An 18,573-nucleotide genomic window follows, 5' to 3' on the forward strand; every position below is an offset into this window, starting at 1 on the left:
AGGGAAGGCCGGTCATGTCTATGCGCGCATTCTCAACACTGTTGCTGTGTCTGCTGCTCTCCGGTTGCGATGAACGGACGGCGTTGCACAGCCATCTTTCCGAGCAGGATGCCAACGAAGTGATCGCCGAGCTGGCGAACAAGAACGTGGAAGCGAGCAAGCAGGTCGATAAAGACGGGCTGACCGTGCTGGTCGAGCCTGCCGACATGAACAGCGCCGTCCAGGTACTCGAAGCCGCCGGCCTGCCGCGTCGCTCACGTTCCAGCCTGGGGGAGATCTTCCGCAAGGAAGGGGTCATTTCCACGCCGATGGAAGAGCGTGCCCGCTACATCTACGCGCTGTCCCAGGAACTCGAATCGACGCTTTCGCAAATAGATGGCGTGGTGCTCGCCCGGGTCCATGTGGTCCTGCCGGAGCGGGTGGCCCCGGGAGAGCCGGTCCAGCCTGCATCGGCCTCGGTGTTTATCAAGCACACCAGTGCCCTGGACCCCGACAGCATTACCCCGCGCGTGCGCAACCTGGTCGCCAGCGGGATCCCCGGCATGGCCGATGCCACCCAGAACCCGACCAAGTTATCGGTGGTCTTCGTTCCCGCCGTGCCGTATCAGGAACGGCGCAAGATGGCGTACTTCGGACCGTTCCTCATGCAGGCCGACGACATCGGTTATTGGCGGGCGGTGACCGTGACGACAAGCATCACCTTGCTCGCCATCCTGATGGGCGTCTTGTATGGCCTCTACCGACTATGGCGCCAGGGCGTGTTGGTGCTACCACGATTTCTCGATCGCAAGCTCACCAAACCAGCCGGGACGCCCGCCGCCCCCCAAAGCAGCGCGACACCTGGACTGTTCGCCGTGAAAAACCCGGGGACCAAACCCGACAGTAACGGGACCGCCGCATGACGACGGAGATTGCATGGGTTCGCTGGTGGAACCTCGCGTGGCGCGAAGCAGACCGGGGCTGGTATTCGTCGGCGCTTTGCCTGCTGACCGCGCCACAGATCGACACCCTAGCCCGGGGGCAGCATGCCGCGCTTGCCCGCAACTTCGGTATGACGCCGTGCACGCCCCCCCAACCCAGCCCGGCGTTGCAATCGCTGTTCTGCGGCACGCCCCGGACCTTGGCCCTTGCCTGCGAATTGGTGGCGAGCACTTGCGCACCGTTAACGGCAACACAGGCACTTTCGGCGCAGGACCGGGCCTGGTGCGAGCGCACCGCCAAAGCCCTGCGCCCGGGACACTGGCTCGAACAAGACCAGGATCCGCTCGCCCTGCTGCGCGCCTGGCTGGGCGAACGGGCCTGGGAACGGGCGCGCCTGGCGTTCCCACGCGACAGAATCATCGCCATCGAGTCGGCACCCGCCCCTCAACCACCAGCCGCCAAGCTGAACACGCTTTGGCAGTCCGCCTGCTGGAAGGCTGAGCAAAGCCTGGCACCCTCGGCCCCTATCCAAACGGAGAGACACGATGCTCGCTCGGCGTTCGCTTGAACTGCGCCCCGATGGACAAGGCCTGTCGCAGCCCTACATCGCGCGCGAAACCCTGGTTGATTGTGCCCGCGCACAGGTCATCCTCGAACAGGCCCAGGTGCACGCCGCGCAATTGCTTGAACGCGCCAGCGCAGAGGCGGACGCAACCGTGCTCAAGGCCCAAGCGCAATTCTGGGAAAAGGCCGAAACCTTGCTCGCCGCGTGGGAAACCCAGCGCCAAGCCATGTGGGAGCGGATCGAGACGAGTGCTGCACACGTGGTCAACGAGGCCCTGGGGATGCTCTTGAACGAGGTCCCGGAGCAGGCACGCATCGATGCACTCGTCCGCCAACTGGCGTCGCGCCAGGACGACCCGGTCAGCGCCACCCTTCGCTGTCATCCTGAAGACCTGGCAAACCTGACCCAGAGCCTGGGCACCGACAGCCGACGCCCCTGGACGCCGGTGGCCGATGCCGACATGGCACGACATCAACTGAAGCTGGAAACGCCGGGCGGTACATACCTGCTCGACTGGCCCACCGCCGTCGAGGCGCTTCGCCTACCCGAACCACAACCCATCACCGCAAGCTGACCCACCGCTATCGCGAGCAGGCTCGCTCCCACAAGGGATTTGGGGTGACTGTAATGCCTATGAACACCCCGGTAAAAACTGTGGGAGCGAGCTTGCTCGCGATGACGACAGCACAGCCAACATCTCTACCAACTGACCCACCGCTATCGCGAGCAAGCTCGCTCCCACAAGGGGTTTTGGGTGACAGCGATGCCTGTGAACACCCCGGTAAAAACTGTGGGAGCGAGCTTGCTCGCGATGACGCCGGTACATCCAACATCACCGCAAACTGACCCACCGCTATCGCGAGCAGGCTCGCTCCCACAAATGGATCGAAGTACGACCGGGAGAACCAGGTCGGCTGTCAGGCCGCCTCGCGAGCAAGCTTTGCTCCCACAGGTCCTGCTCAAACAGATCTGATGGGTGTAGGACCGGGAGAGCCAGGTCGGCTACTAGGCCGCCTCGCGGTGGACGTTGATCTCGGGCGCCCCGTTAACCACGCTGGCCGAACGCAGGCATTGCGTAGTGGGCACCTCGGCATGGATGCCGAGGTAGCCGCGCTGGGCCATGGATGGCCCTTCGCGGCGGGCCCACGGAGCAATGCCTTCGTTCGGGCATGCCGAGCCTAGGCGAGGCACCGAGTGGTGGGGCAAAGCCTTTTTGGTTACTTTTTTGGCGTCTGAAAAAAGTGACCCGCCGTAAGGGCGGAACCCTAAGCAGCCGTTACCGCAGCAACGGATATGTACCCGCTCAAAGAAATCCTGTCCGGCTACTAAGGCCACCATCACCCCACCAGCTTTTTTCCTCATTTACGCGGAACCGCCAACGGCATACCCACCACTCACATCGTGAATATGCCCAGCCCAGAGGAACCGCCCATGTCTTCCGCCGATGCCGTCCAGCGCCGCCTCGACACCTACTTCCAACGCGCAACCGACAACGTCAACAACGCTGCGATGAACGCAGCAGAAAGTCAGTCACTCGACGACATGCACTCATTCGTGACCAGCATGAACGGCATGTCCGTCGCGGTGAACGCAGCCACTCAACAGACCACAGCCCATCACAACCTCGCCAAGGCGATCATCGATGCAATGCCATGAGCTGCGCGCACAGCTCACCCGCTGGAACGCCGACGTCGATGGCCCGGAGCACTTCACCGTTGTCATCGACGATGGCGAAGCAACGTTCAGCAAGCTCGACGAAGGCCTGCTGGCATCGGTCGAGCTGAGCGTCCCGGTGACCCACGAGGTGGCACTGGAAGACCTGCTTCGGCTGGCGCACCCAAGCCTCTCGCGATTTCCCGGCGCGCTGGCCCGTTCGCCACAAGACGGCCGGTTGTGGCTACTGGCGCAACTGCCGCCGGACAGGCACATCGACGACTTGATCGAGGTGCTCGAAGCACTGCTCAACCAGCGTGACACCTGGCAATCGATTATCAATAAAGACCAACGTGCCGTTGCCGCGCCCATGGCGCGACGCCTCTCGCACTCTCACTTGCTCGGAACAGGAATCCGCCATGCCTAACAGGTGGCTTGCACCATACTGCTTGATGACCGCAGGCAAGGTACACCTTCGCCAGTTGATCGCACGCCGCTGGACGAAACCTTCGCTGATCGCACTGGCATTGGCCGGCGCGCTTGGCGCTGGCATGCCGGCAGAGGCGGCCATACCGACCGACTGGAAGAACACGCCTTACGCCTACGACGCCCAGAGCACACCGCTGGCCAAGGTACTCGGCGACTTTGCCAATACCTTCGCAGTGCAACTGGTCATCGACGGCACGGTGAAAGGCACCGTCGAGGGGCGGATGCGCGCCGAAAGTCCCCAGGCGTTCCTCGACAGGCTCGGCCTGGAAAATCGCTTCCAGTGGTTCATGTACGGCAACACCTTGTACGTCAGCCCCTTGCAGAACCAGGACTCCACGCGCCTGGAAGTGTCCGCCGACGCAGTGCCGGACATGAAGCAGGCCTTGACCGACATCGGCTTGCTGGATCCGCGTTTCGGCTGGGGTGAATTGCCCGACGAAGGCGTGGTCCTGGTCTCCGGCCCGGAACGCTATGTGCGCCTGGTGGCGCAGTTTGCCGAAGTGCGCAAGACACCCGAAGAGAAGCAGGAAGTGATCAGCTTCCCGCTGCGCTATGCCACCGCCGCCGACCGCAACGTCAAGTACCGCGGCGAAACGCTGGTCATTCCCGGGGTCGCCAGCATCCTGAAAGGTTTGCTGGAAAGTCGCAGCGCCGTGTCGGGGGGCATGCAGACGGCCTCGCCCCAGGCATCGTTCCAGAACATGCAGAGCCAGCAGTCCATGACCATGGGCAATATCGAACAGTTGGCAATGAACGGCATGGGTCGGCCGAACACCAGCCGGGTGCCGTCCGGCGCGAACAGCAGTGCAGGCGCTCGGGGCAAGATCCGCGTCGAAGCCGACGTGCGCAACAATGCGGTGCTCATCTACGACGCACCCAAGCGACGGGAAATCTACACGCCGCTGATTCGCGATGTGGACGTGCCGCGCAAGCTGGTGGAAATCGATGCGATCATCCTCGACATCGACCGCACACAACTGGCTGAGCTGGCCTCGAACTGGAACGTCGAGAGCGGCGATCTGATCGGCGGCGCCTCGATGATTCGCCCTGGTGCCAGCTCGACGGTGTTCATTCAGGACTACGGCGACTTTTCCGCGCAACTGCGGGCCCTGGAGGGCCGTGGCCTGGCCTCGGTGGTGGCGAACCCGTCGGTACTGACCCTGGAGAACCAGCCGGCGGTCATCGACTTCAGCCGGACCGAGTACATCTCGGCCATCGGCGAGCGGGTAGCCACCATCGAGCCCATCACGGCAGGCACCAGCTTGCAGGTCGTACCCCATGCCATCGAGACCGGGGGCCGCAACCAGATCCAGATGTCCCTGGACATCGAGGACGGCCGCATCGAACCCTCGGAGGTCGGCCAGCAGACGCCCAGCGTGCGCCGGGGCGTGGTCAGCACCCAGGCTGTCATGGGGGAAAGCCGGTCATTGGTGGTAGGCGGTTTTCATACCGAAGAGACCGGCGACAACCTCGAGCGGGTGCCATGGCTGGGTCGCATCCCGCTGATCGGGCCGCTGCTGTTTTCCTCGACCACGCGCGAAACCAGTCGCCGCGAACGGGTCTTCATCCTGACGCCTCGCCTGATCGGCGACCAGGTCGACCCGGCCCGCTACATCTCCGCCCTTGACCGCGAACAGGTCGACAGCGCCATGGCCCGCCTGGAAGAGCGTCGCAACGGCACCCGCCCCGTCGGTCGTGTCGAGGTCAGCGACGTGCTCGCCCAACTCGCCGACGGCAACATTCCGGCCACGTTCAAGCAAGCGGCGTCGATTCCTTATTCACCCGACACATTGTGCGCGTTGCAACCCGGGTTATCCCTGGACGCTGCCCGGGCCCAATGGTTCGCCGGTCCCGATTACGGCATCGCCGTGGGTGTGGTACGCAACGATGGCCAGCGGAGGTTGCGCTTCGACGAGGCGAGCTGCGGCAGCCGCTGGGCCCTGGCCACCTCCGCCTGGCCGAAGGTCTGGCTTGAGCCCGGCGAGGAAACGGAAGTGTTCGTGGTCATGAAGCAACCCACGCGCACGCCAGGCGGCGAGCGCCCTTCTCTTCTGCAAACCAGCGCGAGGACCCTGCCATGAGTCGCACGCCACTGCTGCTCGTTTTATTGCTGAGCCTGCCGGTGTTCGCCGGCTGCGCGAACCGCTCGGGCTGCCAGGGCGATGCCTGCAGCCGCGCCGAACCGGACAACGGTCGGCTGGTGATCTGGTGGTCACCCGGCATGCGCGGCGGCCTTGGCTCCCCCGAACACCCACTGGACCATACGGTCGTCCCATTGGAGAACTGAACGCTATGTCTTTTTCAGTACACAGCGTAAGCACTCGCCAAGCCTTCCAGAAGAACATCATCGCCGGCATCGCGACGTATTGGGAAATAGCCCCAGGCATTGAGTTCTGTCTGCGACGCGAGCCTCACAGCGTGGGGCTCGCCTTACAAATACAAAGCCAGGCGCTGCGCGCAAACCAGATCCAGCATGCCCTCGAACGGCGTTTCGCCCAGCCGACCGACTACGCACAGCTGTTCGTATTTCTCGATCCGCAGCGAGCGCTCGTGGTCTGGCAGGCGCTGCCCGACGCGCCGCTATCCACTGAACTGCTCGATGAAATCCAGTCCCGTCAGCTGTCGCTGCTGGGCCTGGAAGACCTCGACGATTACTCGGCCACGTATTGAATCTGTGACCGGAGATTGCTCCCGCTCGGCTCTGTAGGAGCTGGCGAAGGCTCGGGCCGCGTTCGGACGATCTTTTGATCTTTCGCTTGGGATTCAAGTGCCTGGGGAAAGATCGCAGCCTCGTTGCACTCGACAGCTCCTACACAGCTCGTACGGCCCAGCGGGAGCAATCTCTGGCCACAGTGATTCATACAGAGACTTTATGAGGGAGGTTTTCCATGACCGTCGCACCGCTTGCCCAGCGCTTGATCTCGGCCCTCGCGGAACATTTGCATGCGCACTTGCAGTTGGAAGGTGGCGTGTGCGCGCTGTATGACGCGAGCAACCGCGAAGCCGTGATCATCGAGTTGCCCGATCACGGCGATGTCGCCATCCTCCATAGCTCGATCGATGTACCTGCCCACGCGCCCGGCTTGCACAAGCGCTTGCTGGAACTCAACTTTCGATTGGACCTGCTCGGCGGCAGCTGGCTGGCCCTGGACGATAAGGGCAGCGTTCGCTTGTGTGCCCATTGTCCGCTGGCGATGCTCGACGAGGCGCGGTTCTGCCATTGGATCGTCGGTTTCATCGCCCAGGTCGGCGACATTCGGGCACGCTTGGCGGTGCCTGCAACGCCGGGCAACCCTCGTCCGGCCTCGCTCAACACAAGCCGCACCCGACTGGGCTAGGCACCCGTGGCCTGGAATTACTACTGCGGGACTCTGTAGGAGCTGGCGAAGCCTGCGATCTTTTGATCTTTCGCTTGAGATCCAGGTGGCTGGGGAAAGATCGCAGCCTCGTTGCACTCGACAGCTCCTACACAGCTCCTACACGACACCTACACAGGTTGATGCAGGCTCATCGCTTTATCGAAGCTTCATCGCCTCGCCACCCTCCTGCATGACTTTCCTCGCGCTGTCCATGAAGCCCTTGGTGACCTCCGTCACCGTATCGCTCATCAACTTGGCCATGTCGGCGGAGCTTTTGATCAGCATCATGGTGCTCTGGCGCTCTTCCATGCCCATTTGTATGTTGAACTGCTTTTCCATCAACTGCTTTTGACGGGTTTCCATCTCACTCATGAAAGAGTCCGGAGTGCGAGACTCCGAAGTGGGGCTGGACGTTTGCGCGTCATCCAGCGGTTGCGTGTCATTCGACGTCGCCGCGTGGTTGGCGTCCCGCGTTCGGGCGCGGCCACGCTGATGCAGCGTCGGTGGTGTCGAGGAGGAACGTCCCCGGCCATGCAGGCTTTGAGTGCCTTCGCGCTGCTGCGCCTCGCGGGGTCGTTGGCTCAGCGAGGGTGAGCGCGAGGGCGATAAGCTGTCGGTGCCGTGCAGGGCACCTGTGCCCCTTAAGGGGCTCGTCAGGGAACTGGGTTCGGGCATGGGATCCTCCACGAGGCGATGTCTGTGTGGTGGGCACTGTCGGCAGGCGGGAATCCTGCGGACGAGCCTGGCTCACTCCCTGAGTGGCAACCGCGTATGCATCGGTTCCATCGACTTCAACGCTGGTTCAATTCCGGAATCTCGATGACCTCGCCCTTGGCCTCGTCATCCAGTTCGCGCAACACCCGATAAATATGGGCAACCGCCTGGAGCGTTTCCCGGGGGATATAAGCGCCGACGTCTTCACGGTAGATCGTGCGCGCCAGCCAGATGCACTGGATGACCGGAACTCGCGCCGCCTTGGCCCGCTCGATCAGCGCCCGGGCCTCGGCATCGACGCCTTTGACGATCAACTGCGGCAGCGGCGTTTCCTCGGGGCGATACGACAGGGCGACGGCAAAGTGGGTAGGGTTGACCACCAGCATGTCGGCGTCTTCCACCGGTTTGGTCTCTTTGCTGACAGGCTGGTCGACCAATTGCCGGGCCAGGCTACGGCGATGCATTTTTACATGGGGGTCGCCTTCCATTTCCTTGAACTCCTTGCGCACCTCCTCCTCGCTCATGCGCAGGCGCTTGGCGAAGAAATATTTCTGCAGGCCGAAGTCGAGAATCGCCAGCACCAGCAGTACACCCAGGCAAATGTGCATGATGTGCCGGAACAGGCTGGCCAGCCCGCGCCAATAGCTGTGCAGGTCGCCGTTGACCAGGCTGATCAACGAGCCGAGTGCCGGCAGGGTCACCAGATAAATCACGGTGCCGATAAACACGGCCTTGACCAGCCCCATGAACAGGCTGATCAGCGCCTGGCCGGAGAACATCTGCTTGGCCTGGTTCATCGGGTTCAAGCGGTTCGGGTCTGGCTGAAGGGCCTCGGGGGCGAACAGGAAACCGAACTGTATCCAACCGGCCACTAGGCGCGTGACGATCGCCAACCCCACGGTCATCAGGGTGAAGTTGAGCAGCACGCCACCGGCATGGGCCAAGGTTTCCTCAAAGGCACGCACGAAGTCGACATCCAGCCGATGCAGCGGGAATGCCACCATATCTCCCAAAGCCTGCATGCTGTCGTCGGCCTGGGTCAATGCCACTTCGGTGATCGACGCAAGCACCAGCAGGCTGCTCAAGTCCTGGCTTTGGCCGACCTGGCCTTTGTTGCGCGCGTCGCGAATCTTCTTCGGCGTCGCCCGCTTGGTCTTTTCGCCACTGTCTTCGCTCATGGGCGAAGCCCTCCTTCAGGGCGCCTGCAACAACAGGTGAAGCAGATGCCGGATTTCGCCATAGCGGCCGAGACGGCCAGTCATCGCGTCCCACAGCGTGGGCAGGTAGAACAGCAGGAAGCCCAGGCCGATCAGGCTCTTGGCCGGCATGGCGAGGACGAACACCTGCAATTGCGGGCTATACAGGCTGAGCAGCGCCAGGCTGAACTCCACCAGCAACAGCAAGCCGATAAAGGGGGCTGCGTAGAGCATCATGTGCATGAACATTTCGCCGAGCAGCCCGAGAAACACGCCGAAGCCATCCGCGCCAGGCAATGGAAACCAAACGGTGGGCGACCACACCAGGTAGCTGTCCCAGATCACCTGGGTCAACGTGCCAATGCCCAGGGTGGTGACCAGCAGCAAGATCGTCATCTCCTTGAATAGCAGGCCCAGGGGCGTGGTGTCGCTGCCGAGGGCCGGATTCAACTGGCCACCGATGAGCGCACCGCGCTGGTTGTCCAGCAGGGCGCCCACCGATTCGTACAACCAGAACGGCATCGCCAGCAGCACCCCGAGCAAGAAGCCCAGCACCAGTTCCTTGAACATCAACCCGGCCAGCGACAGCCAATTGACCTGGGCGTCGATCAGCGCCTGGCGAATACCGGGCGCCGGCAACATGCCCAGGGCAAACACCACGGCATGGCGCGGCAAGCCTCGCAGGTGCTGGAAGCAAAACACCGGGACGAGGTAGGCGACCGGGTAAATTCGCGCCATGCCCAGCGCGATCGACAGCAGCAAGTCGAAATACGGGACAAAAGCCTGGGCCGTCATCAGGTGTTGGCCATCATTTCGAATGCCCGACGCAGCAGCCCCAGTAATTCCACGCCGATCCAGCGGCCCGTGACCAGCAAGGTCAGCCCGACCGCCACCAGCTTGATGCCGAAGGGCAAGGTCTGGTCCTGGATCTGCATCAAGGCCTGCACCAGGGAGGTCAGCACACCGACGATCACCGCCACGATCAAGGGCGGTGCGGAGAGCAGGACCACCAGCAGCATGCCTTCCTTAAACAACGTCAGCGCGTCCATCGCATGTCCTCAAAGATAGGAATAGAAGAGGCTGTCGAGCAATTGCGTCCAGCCCTGCACGAGGACAAAAATCAGCAGCTTGAGCGGCAACGAAATGGTCATGGGCGCGACCATCTGCATGCCGAGCGCCAGCAGCAGGTTGGACACGATCAGGTCGATGACAATGAACGGGATATAAATCAAAAATCCCATCTGGAAACCGGCCTCGAGCTCCGACAGCATGAAGGCCGGGATGAGCAGCATCAGGTCATCGCGGCTGGCCTGCTCGGCACGCTCCTTGGGCCACATCCGCTGGGTGTTCTCCAGTAGGTGGGCGAGGATGTCCGGGTTGGTATTGCGCGACATGAAGGCCTGCAGCGGCTTTATCGCGTTCAAGGCAGAACCTTGCAACGCCTCGGTATTGCTGAAATCCAACGGCTGTTCTTTCAACTGTTCGGCGATGTTGTGGCCGACCGGCGCCATGATGAACAGCGTCGCGGCCAGGGCAATGGCATACAGGGCCATATTGGGTGGCACCTGCTGCACACCGATGGCGTTGCGGGTGATGGTCAACACGATGGTTATCTTGAGAAAGGCGCTGCAGATGATCAGCAGCAAGGGGACCAACGAAATCCCACCAATGAACAGCGCCAGCAGAAAGGGGTCGACCCCCTGGAAGCTCATCCAGCCACATCCACGCGGGCGATTTGCAGGCCCAGCCGACCATCGACCTCGACCAGCTCGCCATGGGCCAGGGCACGTTCGCCATAGAACAGCGCCGCCGTCCCCGGTGTCGCACCTTGCACTTGCAGCACTGCGCCGGGCGCCAGATTGCGCAGCTCGCCCAAGGTCAGGCTCAAGTGGCCGCAGCGTATCGTCAGCGCCAGCGGCAGGTCGTCGAAGCGCTCGGGGATTTCGGCCGCGACCGGCTCCGTCATCGGCACCTCCTCGGTTTCAGCGGCATAGGCCGACAGCGGGTGCTCGGTCGCCTCGCACGTTTGGTCGTCAGGTTCGTAGCCGGTGCTATCGTCCCAGTCCGGCGTCAGGATATCGGTGTCGGTGTCAGCGGTGGTGCTCATAACGGTCTCCTCCAGAGCGAGCAAGGTCAGGCGCAACGGTGCGGCACGACTGTGTACCCGCACCTGCAAACAATGCCGGCCCAGGCGAATCAGCCCGTGGCCGGATGAATCGAACAGAGCGGTTTGCGGCACCAACACATCACCGGGGCGCAACATCGCCAACTGCCCGGCGGCCAGCGCCAGGTGTCCCAGTTCCAACGGAACATGCAGCGCAAAGCCCTCGATCCCTGGCGCGGCTCGCCGTTGCCAGGGCACGGCGCGAAGCAGCCCCAGCAAGGTCGCACCGCTCATTTCCAGATGGCTCGTGACGCGGGCCGCGCCCACCCTCACGTCGAGCCGGCAGGCAATGCCCTGCACCGCGGGCACGGCCGCTGGCTTGATAAAACCGAATGCCTGGCGCAGGGGCTCGCTCAGGGTTTGCTGGAACAGCGACCAGAACCACGTGTCATCCGGTCCGGGCTCGGCAGGCAGGACCACCGGGCATTCACCAAACAGGCTGAGCACCGCGCCGGGCTCGTCCAAGGTAAAGGCACCATGGGCACACGCCAGCACACACGGCGAGTTCCCCGCCGCAGTGCCGCCCGGGGTCAGTTCCAGCAGCCCCGCCTCACCCGCCACCTCGAAGGGCAACCGGACGCCAACTCCCAATAGTCGCCGGGCGGTGGCGTCCTCGCTGCCCACAGTCGGCAGCACCAATGCATGGACGGTCATGTCGCGCTAACCTCTTCTTCCCGCGCTACGTGCACGCTCACCGGCTGGCCCAGGCTTTGGGTCAGCGCCTCTTCGAGACGGCCGGATCGACTCGACAGCCGCGTCTGTACGTCTGCACTTTCGCAGCTCAAGCCGATGCCCCACCCGCACGCCCCGCCCAGCCGCCGGGCGGATACCTTGATGCGGCCCAGGTTGGGAAGATGCAGCAGCAGGTCCAATTGCTGGTCGAGCGTGGCACGCAAGCGTGGCGTGAGCTGGTCGACAAACGCCTCCTCTTCGCCGCTCGAAAGATTCACCAGGCCCGACAGCGAACCGGTGCCGGCGCTGTCATCCTGCGCGCCACCCCGTGGCGCATCGACCCACTGGCGGAACCAGTAACCGTCACTGCTTCCTGCTGTCATGTCGGGGTCGCGCCCGGCAGCAGGGGCGGACTCACGTGCCGCCGGACGACTTGCCCGGCTCACCTGGGCAGGCGGTTGCTCATACGCTCGAGGCGGTTGCCGAACGGGGGCCGCCGAGGGATTGCTGTGCGGTGTCGGCCCACCGCGCACGCTGCGTTCATTCATCGCTGGGGGGCTCCACCAGGTACTCCATCATTGCGCTGAGTTTTTCCAGATCTCGCCGGCGCCCTTGTAGCCGCTGCTGGGCAGCAGCCGTGTGCTGTGCCTGCTGCGCCTGTTCATCGTCCAGTGCCTGCACTGCCCGCGCTTGCTCGGCCAGCTCGCCGATCAAACGACGTTCCTGGGTACCCCAGGCATTCAGTTCGCACACGCTCAAGGCCCGGCCACGGTGCTCGCCGTACAACGCCTCGCGCTGCACCGCCTGTTGCTCACGGGTCGCCTGCATCTGCGCGCGCGCGGCGGCAACCGCGGCTTCGCGCTCGCGCAAAAGCTCGCGCTGCTGGCGCCACGCCCGCTCGGCTTGCGCTTCGCGGTGGCGGCGTATCGGCGCCAGGGCGTCCAGATCAACCCGGGACATAGGCGGTCAACTGCTGCAGGTGGGCGAGCGTGGGCGCAAACAGCTCCGGCTCGCGCAGGTCCTGGCGCAGGAAGGCGTCCAGGGCGCCACGCGACTCCACCGCCAGGTCGGTCAAGGGGTCGGCGCCGGCCTGGTATTCGCCCAGGCGCAACATCAGTTCGATTTGCTCATAGGCCGACAACAACCGACGCAGATTGATGCCCGCCCGCAGGTGTTCCGCCTCGGCCACGTTGGCCAAGGTTCGCGACAGGCTGGCCAGCACATCGATTGCCGGGTAGTGGCCGCGCTCCGCGAGCTTGCGTGACAGCACGATGTGACCGTCGAGCAGCGAACGCACTTCATCCGCCACGGGATCGTTCATGGAATCCTGCTCGATGAGCACCGTATAAAACGCGGTGATAGCGCCCTCGTTGGTCAGGCCGGCCCGCTCGACCAGACGCGGCAGCAAGCCGTAGACCGACGGCGGCAGGCCACCGCGCCCCAACGGCTCGCCGGCGGCCAGGCCGATCTCACGCTGGGCCCGGGCGAAGCGGGTCAGCGAATCGATGAGCAGCAGCACGCGTTGGCCCCGGGCACGAAACCCCTCGGCCAACGCCGTCGCGGTGAACGCCGCACGGGCGCGTTCCATGCTGGAGCGATCAGAGGTGGCGCACACCAGCACCGCACGGGCACGCAGTTCATCATCCAGCTCATGGTCGAGAAATTCGCGCAGTTCGCGCCCACGCTCGCCAATCAGGCCGAACACGATGACATCGCAGTCAACGTTCCGGGCAATCTCCGCCAGCAACGTGGTCTTGCCGCAACCGGCGCCGGCGAACAGCCCCACACGCTGGCCTTCGCCGAGTGTCAGCGGGCCGTCGATGGCCCGTACGCCAGTCATCAAGGGCCGTTGGATACGCGGTCGTGCGGTGGGTGCAGGCGCCTCGCCAATCACCTCCGAGGCGTGCAGCACATGCGGGCCGGCGAACGCCCCCGTCCCGCCGTCCAACAGGGGCCGGCCGAAGCCATCCAGCACTTGACCCAGCAGCTCCGGTCCCACGCACACCCGATGCGGCATGCCCAGCGGCTCCACCGCCGCACCGACCCGGATCCCCTCCAGGCCGCCCAGGGCGCTGAGCAAGGCATCGTGCTGGTCGAAGCCGACAATTTCGGCCAGCAGCGGCTCGCGGGCGTCGCGCTCGACCCGGCAGAGGTCACCAATCTGCGCCCCCGGCAGTCGGCACTGCAGCAAGATGCCGCTGACCCGCTGCACCCGTCCGCGCACCATGACCGGCGCGAAGCGACGCAAGTGCGCCAATTGCCCGGCCTCCCAGGCCTCCAGTCGCGCGATGGCCGCCTGCGTCATCACCAGGTGACCTCGTAGCGTTGGTCGCCCTCGAAGGTGACTTTGCCGCTGTCGATGGCAGTCAAGCGCAGGCCGTCGATCTGGTCGCCCAGGAACAACCGACGTCCATCGGCGGTGACTACGTGACCATGCTTGCCGCCCACGATCTGGGCGATCTGAAACGGCAGCTTCGTCAGCCGTTCCTTGACGTTGGCCGTGATCCCGATCGGCGTTTCGTAGCGGTCGTGGAAGCGCTCGATCAACCGTTCGACCATCGCCAGGCGCTGGCGCGGCAGCTCACCCATCAGGACCAGCCGGTCGTCCTGGCTCTCGACCCGCACACCGGCGCCCAGATCACGTTCCTGCAACATGCGATCAAGCTCCAGGCGGACCGCCTCGACATTATCCAAGGCCACCTTGGTCTGCTTGAGCTGCTGGGCCGGGCTGCGCGCCACGGGCTGCGCCGGTTGGCTGGTAAAGGCCCAGGCGCTGGAGGCGACGGTGATCACCGCCGCGGCGATGGCCAGGCGCTTGGGCCACGACGGCCGCACGGCGGGCTTCGGGGTTTCCCGGTCCACCGACAGATGCGCAGCGTCATCCAGCGCCGCCTCTTCGGGCCAGGGCTGATCGGCCGGGGCCAGGCACAGCCAGACGCCTGCCACGGCAAACGGAGCATTGCTCTGCAAGGGCTCGGTCGCTGCCCAGGGCTGGCCTTGTCCATCGCAAACCGTGCCCTCCAGCTGTTCCAGCAGCCATTGGCCCTGCACCTGCCGCAGGCCCACGTGACGCCCACAGATGCCCGGATCGTAAAGCGCCAGGTCGGCCTCCTCCGCCGCCCCGACCACCCATTGCTCGCCAACCAGCGGCAATGCCGCACCTCGGTGCAGACCACTCAAGACTCGCAGTTCGAACATGGTCAATTCCTCAAGGGGCGACAGATGCTCGCCCACGATCCGGTTGTACGACGGGGCACCGGCGGCCCCCGTCCTCTGTCACAGCCAGGCCATCGAACACACCTGGATTTGCATCGTTACGTGGAGACACCGCTGCAGGCATGCCAAGACAAGCCCGTCACGCGGCATCCTCCATCCGTAGTTTTTCCTGCTCGAGATCAAAGCGTCCCAGCACGGTGACCTGGGCGTTGCTGTGCAGCTCGCTGAAGGCGAGTACAGGCACGTGATTGAATTCGTCGCGCAACAGATCGCGCAGCGGCGCCCGCAGGTCTTGCGCCACCAACAGCACGGCCACGCGCTTGGCGCGCAACGGGAAGCCTTCGCGCAACTGCATCACCAAGGCGCGGGTATGCAGGCTTTCCAGGGCAAAAAAGGTTTCCGTCTGGGTCTGGCGCAGCGCATCGCGCAACAGGCCTTCGGTTTCCGGCGTCAACAGCCACACGTGCAGGCCGTCTTCGTCACGGTACTGGTGATAGATCTGCGACTTCAGGGCGATGCGCGCGTAGTCGGTCAGCGCACCGACGTCACGCTCATGCTGCCCATGCTCGATCAAGGACTCGGCGATCAGCCGCACCGCGCGCAGCGGGACACCTTCGCCGGCCAGGCGCTGGAGCACGGCGGCGAAACGGGCCAATGGCATGGTCCGCTGCAGCTCCTGCACCAGCTCTGGCTGGCCCGCTTCGAGCCAACTGAGAATCGACTTGCTCTCCTGAAGCCCCAAGAATTGCGGGCCCGTGGCAAACATCGCGCGGCTCATCCGCTCCACCAGCAACTCGGCGGCCGACACCGCCTCCACGCGTTCGTCCACCAGCAGCGGATCGTCAGGCGTCAGCCATAGCCACTGTTGCTCGTCACGCACCTCGCTGCCAACCTGCCCGTCGCGCGGCTCCAACGGCAGCGGCCCGCGCGCCACGGCCACACGTTCGCCGAAAGTGGCCCGCAACATCGGCACCTCGTGCACGCAGAAGCGGAACTCGTCGTCTTCCAGCAGTGCGCTGTATTCGATCTCGAAGGGCGGCAGGGTCAGGCCAAAGCCGGCCACCAGGGCATTGCGCTTCTTGCGGATCGCCTGGACGACTTCCTCGGCGGCCGCGTTGCCTTCCATGGCTTTGGAAAACTGCAATAGATAGGCACGGGTCGGGTCGAAGCTGCGCAGGTCCTCAGCGCCGTTCTGTGCCGGGACCACGACCTCCGCTGGCTGGTCGCCCTGGCGTGCCAGCCGGGCGCGCGAGTAGAGCTGAACGATGCCGGCGGTGCCGGTGATCAAGGCGATGACGACGAACACCAGCGTGGGCATGCCGGGCAAGGCCGCGAAGCCGAGCATGCCCACCGAAGCGATCACCCAGGCCTTGGGTTCGGCGGTCAACTGCTGGGTGATTTCCTTGCCGACGCTACTGCCCGCCGGCTGCCCTTCTGGCGACACCCGGGTGATGATCATGCCCGCAGTGAGGGAAATCAGCAGGGCCGGAATCTGCGCGATCAGACCGTCACCGATCGTCAACACGGCATACAAGTGCATCGATTCGGACGCGCCCATGTCGTGTTGCATCATGCCGACCGTAAAGCCGCCGATAAGGTTGATCACCACGATCACCAAGCCCGCGATGGCATCGCCCTTGACGAATTTCATCGCCCCGTCCATCGCACCGAACAGCTGGCTTTCCTTGTTCAGTTCCTCGCGACGCCGCCGGGCTTCGCTGACATCGATCAGGTTGGCGCGCAGGTCGCTGTCGATGGACATCTGCTTGCCCGGCAGCGCATCCAGGGTGAACCGCGCCGCTACTTCGGCGACCCGCTCCGAGCCTTTGGTGATCACCAGGAAGTTGACCACCGTCAGAATGAGGAAGATGACCAACCCGACTGCAAGGTTGCCCCCCACCACGAAATTACCGAACGCCTGGACGATATGACCGGCGTCGCCCTGGAGCAGGATCAATCGGGTGGTCGCCACCGACAATGCCAACCGGAACAGCGTGGTCAGCAGCAACACCGCCGGAAACGAGGAAAACGCCAGCGGTCGTGGCAGGTACAGCGAGAGCACAATCAGCAGGCAGGAGATGCAGATGTTGATCGCGATCAGCGCATCGACCACCGGGGTCGGCAAGGGCAGGATCAGCATGAACACGATGCCGAGCACCACGAACGCCGCAACCACCTCGATGCGCCGCACCGCTTCGTTGGCGACTTTGTTCAACAGGGCGATCATGAGCGCGCTCCAATCACCGGGGCAGCGGTCTGGCTTCGGGGCTCGCCACGGGAACGTTCATCGAGCAGCACCAACAGGTTCTTCAGCGCGGTCTGTCGGCTTTTGCTATCGCGCCAGAGGGGCAGCGGCAAACGCTTGAGCAAGGGGTACAGGCCGTTCAGGGAGACCAGTTGGTCCCGCTCCTCTTCTCCACCCAATTCACGCCCGATGCGCCGTACTTCCGCCGCCGACAGGCCACTGCTGACAAACCCCAGCATGCGTTGGAGCAACAGCACGGCCGTGAGCTGGCTGGCCGGGCAACTGTAGGCCAGTTGCTCGAGCAAACGGCGGCAGCTGTGCAGGACACTGCCCAGTTGAGTCGAGGCGGCCAGGCCGATCAACAACGTGCGCAACAGCGCGGTAGGACGTGACGGTGTGTGCGCAGCGATGTCGTCAGCCAGTGCCCGGCGCATCATGTCCAGCCCCGGCACGAATGCCGCCTCGCCGAACAGGCCAAGCAACGCCTGCATCATGGTGGGCAACGATTGCTTGAGCACCACGGTGTCGTAATAGAGCCGTCGTACCGCCTGGCGCAGTTCGGGATCGCCGCCCGCAGCGCGCAAGGCCTCGGCGATGTTCATGCCCGCCTGGATCTGCGCGCCATAACGCTCGCGCAATAGCTGCAGGTAGTCGCGAGCGCGCTGGGCTTCAACGAGACGACCTTGCACTTCGGCCTCGCGCAACGCTTGCTGCAGGATCAGGTCGGTACGGGCCGGGTCACCGCCCGTGGACTGCACCACCTCTTCAAGCACCGGCTCGCCACACAACAACAGACCCGCCTGGGCGGCCATTGCCCCCAGGCTCTGCTTGCCTGGGTGGCCGAGTTGGTCGTACCACTCCTCCAATTGCTCGCGCGTCTCGACGCGCACCTGGCCCACCTCGCTGCGGGCATTGCGTATGCGCCGCTGGCTCAGCGCCTTGGTATTGCGCTCCACATGATGGCTGAAGGTCATGCCGACCTCCTCCATCGAATTGGACTGCACGGCCTGGAACGATTCGACAGGCTTACCTATGCCCACGACGGCCGAAACGGCCTGGGCAAGGTTGGCGGCAATATGCGCATTTGTCGGGGCTTCTACTTTCATGATGGCCGTGAACGTGGTTTTGGACGCTCAGTGGGTGGCGGCGATCCAGCATTCAGTTCCATCAGTGGTCGTGGCCTTTCTGACCGGTTCGCAAGGGTTCCTGCCCGAGCGTTTGCTCGGTGCAATTTCATGCAGTAGAACTTGGGACGGCTGTGCATGCTCTTGCACAAATAGAGCAAATACACTAGATAAAAATACTTATTTATCAATTAGATAAGACATAGATACGGCTTGGCACAGGTCCTGCTGACAGGGGAACCGTCGACATTTTTT

22 protein-coding genes are annotated in these 18,573 nt (G+C 63.9%); 9 read left to right on the forward strand and 13 right to left on the reverse strand.

Going from position 1 to position 18,573, the window contains the following annotated elements; all coding sequences use genetic code 11:
* Positions 1–14 precede the first annotated feature (14 nt).
* The 3 genes from sctJ to sctL are packed head-to-tail and all read left to right on the forward strand — an operon-like array spanning position 15 to position 2,060.
* Positions 15–902, forward strand: a complete 888-nt coding sequence (gene sctJ / locus QMK47_RS27910) for a type III secretion system inner membrane ring lipoprotein SctJ (RefSeq protein ID WP_320389592.1) — start codon at positions 15–17, stop codon at positions 900–902.
* Positions 899–1,489 carry a hypothetical protein gene (locus QMK47_RS27915; RefSeq protein WP_320389593.1) on the forward strand — a complete coding sequence of 197 codons (591 nt, stop codon included), beginning with the start codon at positions 899–901 and terminating at the stop codon, positions 1,487–1,489. Before sctJ ends, QMK47_RS27915 begins: the two co-directional genes overlap by 4 nt.
* A complete protein-coding gene (gene sctL, locus QMK47_RS27920; RefSeq protein ID WP_258689647.1) occupies positions 1,467–2,060 on the forward strand; it encodes a type III secretion system stator protein SctL in 594 nt (197 codons plus the stop codon). The genes QMK47_RS27915 and sctL overlap by 23 nt, the downstream gene beginning before the upstream one ends.
* A 431-nt stretch (positions 2,061–2,491) precedes the next feature.
* Here the strand turns inward: sctL and QMK47_RS27925 are convergent, their stop codons facing one another.
* Positions 2,492–2,677 (reverse strand): nucleoid-structuring protein H-NS, encoded by a 186-nt coding sequence (locus tag QMK47_RS27925; protein WP_320390565.1) that lies wholly within the window; start codon positions 2,675–2,677, stop codon positions 2,492–2,494.
* A gap of 240 nt (positions 2,678–2,917) precedes the next feature.
* On the opposite strand from QMK47_RS27925, the gene QMK47_RS27930 reads away from it, so the two are divergent.
* From QMK47_RS27930 to QMK47_RS27955, 6 genes are all read left to right on the forward strand, one after another.
* On the forward strand, positions 2,918–3,142 hold the full coding sequence (locus tag QMK47_RS27930) for a type III secretion protein (protein WP_003206585.1): 225 nt from the start codon (positions 2,918–2,920) through the stop codon (positions 3,140–3,142).
* Positions 3,129–3,566 carry a type III secretion system chaperone gene (locus tag QMK47_RS27935; protein ID WP_320389594.1) on the forward strand — a complete coding sequence of 146 codons (438 nt, stop codon included), beginning with the start codon at positions 3,129–3,131 and terminating at the stop codon, positions 3,564–3,566. Before QMK47_RS27930 ends, QMK47_RS27935 begins: the two co-directional genes overlap by 14 nt.
* Entirely contained in the window at positions 3,559–5,709 is a 2,151-nt protein-coding gene (sctC, locus tag QMK47_RS27940; protein ID WP_258689649.1) for a type III secretion system outer membrane ring subunit SctC, read from the forward strand. Before QMK47_RS27935 ends, sctC begins: the two co-directional genes overlap by 8 nt.
* Positions 5,706–5,915, forward strand: a complete 210-nt coding sequence (gene hrpT / locus QMK47_RS27945) for an HrpT family type III secretion system protein (RefSeq protein WP_024619913.1) — start codon at positions 5,706–5,708, stop codon at positions 5,913–5,915. Before sctC ends, hrpT begins: the two co-directional genes overlap by 4 nt.
* A gap of 5 nt (positions 5,916–5,920) precedes the next feature.
* Complete coding sequence (locus QMK47_RS27950; RefSeq protein ID WP_014340718.1) at positions 5,921–6,298, forward strand: hypothetical protein; 378 nt, start codon at positions 5,921–5,923, stop codon at positions 6,296–6,298.
* 218 nt (positions 6,299–6,516) lie between these two features.
* A complete protein-coding gene (locus QMK47_RS27955; protein ID WP_258689651.1) occupies positions 6,517–6,966 on the forward strand; it encodes a type III secretion system chaperone in 450 nt (149 codons plus the stop codon).
* Positions 6,967–7,143: 177 nt separating this feature from the next.
* Here the strand turns inward: QMK47_RS27955 and QMK47_RS27960 are convergent, their stop codons facing one another.
* From QMK47_RS27960 to QMK47_RS28015, 12 genes are all read right to left on the reverse strand, one after another.
* Complete coding sequence (locus QMK47_RS27960; protein WP_214510016.1) at positions 7,144–7,662, reverse strand: type III effector; 519 nt, start codon at positions 7,660–7,662, stop codon at positions 7,144–7,146.
* Between the two features lie 116 nt (positions 7,663–7,778).
* Entirely contained in the window at positions 7,779–8,879 is a 1,101-nt protein-coding gene (sctU, locus tag QMK47_RS27965; RefSeq protein WP_253470232.1) for a type III secretion system export apparatus subunit SctU, read from the reverse strand.
* A gap of 15 nt (positions 8,880–8,894) precedes the next feature.
* Entirely contained in the window at positions 8,895–9,692 is a 798-nt protein-coding gene (gene sctT, locus QMK47_RS27970) for a type III secretion system export apparatus subunit SctT (RefSeq protein ID WP_253470234.1), read from the reverse strand.
* Complete coding sequence (sctS, locus tag QMK47_RS27975) at positions 9,692–9,946, reverse strand: type III secretion system export apparatus subunit SctS (RefSeq protein WP_003206603.1); 255 nt, start codon at positions 9,944–9,946, stop codon at positions 9,692–9,694. Before sctS ends, sctT begins: the two co-directional genes overlap by 1 nt.
* A gap of 9 nt (positions 9,947–9,955) precedes the next feature.
* Positions 9,956–10,609 carry a type III secretion system export apparatus subunit SctR gene (gene sctR, locus QMK47_RS27980; RefSeq protein ID WP_214510019.1) on the reverse strand — a complete coding sequence of 218 codons (654 nt, stop codon included), beginning with the start codon at positions 10,607–10,609 and terminating at the stop codon, positions 9,956–9,958.
* Complete coding sequence (gene sctQ, locus QMK47_RS27985) at positions 10,606–11,715, reverse strand: type III secretion system cytoplasmic ring protein SctQ (protein WP_253470236.1); 1,110 nt, start codon at positions 11,713–11,715, stop codon at positions 10,606–10,608. The genes sctR and sctQ overlap by 4 nt, the downstream gene beginning before the upstream one ends.
* On the reverse strand, positions 11,712–12,281 hold the full coding sequence (locus tag QMK47_RS27990) for a type III secretion protein (protein WP_320389595.1): 570 nt from the start codon (positions 12,279–12,281) through the stop codon (positions 11,712–11,714). The genes sctQ and QMK47_RS27990 overlap by 4 nt, the downstream gene beginning before the upstream one ends.
* Entirely contained in the window at positions 12,274–12,693 is a 420-nt protein-coding gene (locus tag QMK47_RS27995; RefSeq protein ID WP_253470240.1) for a hypothetical protein, read from the reverse strand. Before QMK47_RS27995 ends, QMK47_RS27990 begins: the two co-directional genes overlap by 8 nt.
* Positions 12,680–14,038 (reverse strand): FliI/YscN family ATPase, encoded by a 1,359-nt coding sequence (locus tag QMK47_RS28000; RefSeq protein WP_253478333.1) that lies wholly within the window; start codon positions 14,036–14,038, stop codon positions 12,680–12,682. The genes QMK47_RS27995 and QMK47_RS28000 overlap by 14 nt, the downstream gene beginning before the upstream one ends.
* A complete protein-coding gene (locus QMK47_RS28005; protein WP_320389596.1) occupies positions 14,038–14,931 on the reverse strand; it encodes an FHA domain-containing protein in 894 nt (297 codons plus the stop codon). The genes QMK47_RS28000 and QMK47_RS28005 overlap by 1 nt, the downstream gene beginning before the upstream one ends.
* Before the next feature lie 157 nt (positions 14,932–15,088).
* Positions 15,089–17,176 carry a type III secretion system export apparatus subunit SctV gene (sctV, locus tag QMK47_RS28010; protein WP_320389597.1) on the reverse strand — a complete coding sequence of 696 codons (2,088 nt, stop codon included), beginning with the start codon at positions 17,174–17,176 and terminating at the stop codon, positions 15,089–15,091.
* Positions 17,173–18,300 (reverse strand): TyeA family type III secretion system gatekeeper subunit, encoded by a 1,128-nt coding sequence (locus QMK47_RS28015; protein WP_024618609.1) that lies wholly within the window; start codon positions 18,298–18,300, stop codon positions 17,173–17,175. The genes sctV and QMK47_RS28015 overlap by 4 nt, the downstream gene beginning before the upstream one ends.
* Between the last annotated feature and the right edge of the window lie 273 nt (positions 18,301–18,573).

This window comes from Pseudomonas sp. P9_35, assembly GCF_034008205.1.
Taxonomy (GTDB): Bacteria; Pseudomonadota; Gammaproteobacteria; order Pseudomonadales; family Pseudomonadaceae; genus Aquipseudomonas; species Aquipseudomonas kilonensis.

Coding starts and splice junctions, on each gene's coding strand:
- QMK47_RS27990 (WP_320389595.1), bottom strand. CDS start 12,281: ATGAATGAACGCAGCGTGCGCGGTGGGCCGACACCGCACAGCAATCCC.
- QMK47_RS27995 (WP_253470240.1), bottom strand. CDS start 12,693: ATGTCCCGGGTTGATCTGGACGCCCTGGCGCCGATACGCCGCCACCGC.
- sctR (WP_214510019.1), bottom strand. CDS start 10,609: ATGAGCTTCCAGGGGGTCGACCCCTTTCTGCTGGCGCTGTTCATTGGT.
- QMK47_RS28005 (WP_320389596.1), bottom strand. CDS start 14,931: ATGTTCGAACTGCGAGTCTTGAGTGGTCTGCACCGAGGTGCGGCATTG.
- QMK47_RS28015 (WP_024618609.1), bottom strand. CDS start 18,300: ATGAAAGTAGAAGCCCCGACAAATGCGCATATTGCCGCCAACCTTGCC.
- sctS (WP_003206603.1), bottom strand. CDS start 9,946: ATGGACGCGCTGACGTTGTTTAAGGAAGGCATGCTGCTGGTGGTCCTG.
- QMK47_RS27915 (WP_320389593.1), top strand. CDS start 899: ATGACGACGGAGATTGCATGGGTTCGCTGGTGGAACCTCGCGTGGCGC.
- sctJ (WP_320389592.1), top strand. CDS start 15: ATGTCTATGCGCGCATTCTCAACACTGTTGCTGTGTCTGCTGCTCTCC.
- sctT (WP_253470234.1), bottom strand. CDS start 9,692: ATGACGGCCCAGGCTTTTGTCCCGTATTTCGACTTGCTGCTGTCGATC.
- QMK47_RS27935 (WP_320389594.1), top strand. CDS start 3,129: ATGCAATGCCATGAGCTGCGCGCACAGCTCACCCGCTGGAACGCCGAC.
- QMK47_RS27955 (WP_258689651.1), top strand. CDS start 6,517: ATGACCGTCGCACCGCTTGCCCAGCGCTTGATCTCGGCCCTCGCGGAA.
- sctU (WP_253470232.1), bottom strand. CDS start 8,879: ATGAGCGAAGACAGTGGCGAAAAGACCAAGCGGGCGACGCCGAAGAAG.
- QMK47_RS28000 (WP_253478333.1), bottom strand. CDS start 14,038: ATGACGCAGGCGGCCATCGCGCGACTGGAGGCCTGGGAGGCCGGGCAA.
- sctL (WP_258689647.1), top strand. CDS start 1,467: ATGCTCGCTCGGCGTTCGCTTGAACTGCGCCCCGATGGACAAGGCCTG.
- sctQ (WP_253470236.1), bottom strand. CDS start 11,715: ATGACCGTCCATGCATTGGTGCTGCCGACTGTGGGCAGCGAGGACGCC.
- sctV (WP_320389597.1), bottom strand. CDS start 17,176: ATGATCGCCCTGTTGAACAAAGTCGCCAACGAAGCGGTGCGGCGCATC.
- QMK47_RS27960 (WP_214510016.1), bottom strand. CDS start 7,662: ATGCCCGAACCCAGTTCCCTGACGAGCCCCTTAAGGGGCACAGGTGCC.
- sctC (WP_258689649.1), top strand. CDS start 3,559: ATGCCTAACAGGTGGCTTGCACCATACTGCTTGATGACCGCAGGCAAG.
- QMK47_RS27950 (WP_014340718.1), top strand. CDS start 5,921: ATGTCTTTTTCAGTACACAGCGTAAGCACTCGCCAAGCCTTCCAGAAG.
- QMK47_RS27930 (WP_003206585.1), top strand. CDS start 2,918: ATGTCTTCCGCCGATGCCGTCCAGCGCCGCCTCGACACCTACTTCCAA.
- hrpT (WP_024619913.1), top strand. CDS start 5,706: ATGAGTCGCACGCCACTGCTGCTCGTTTTATTGCTGAGCCTGCCGGTG.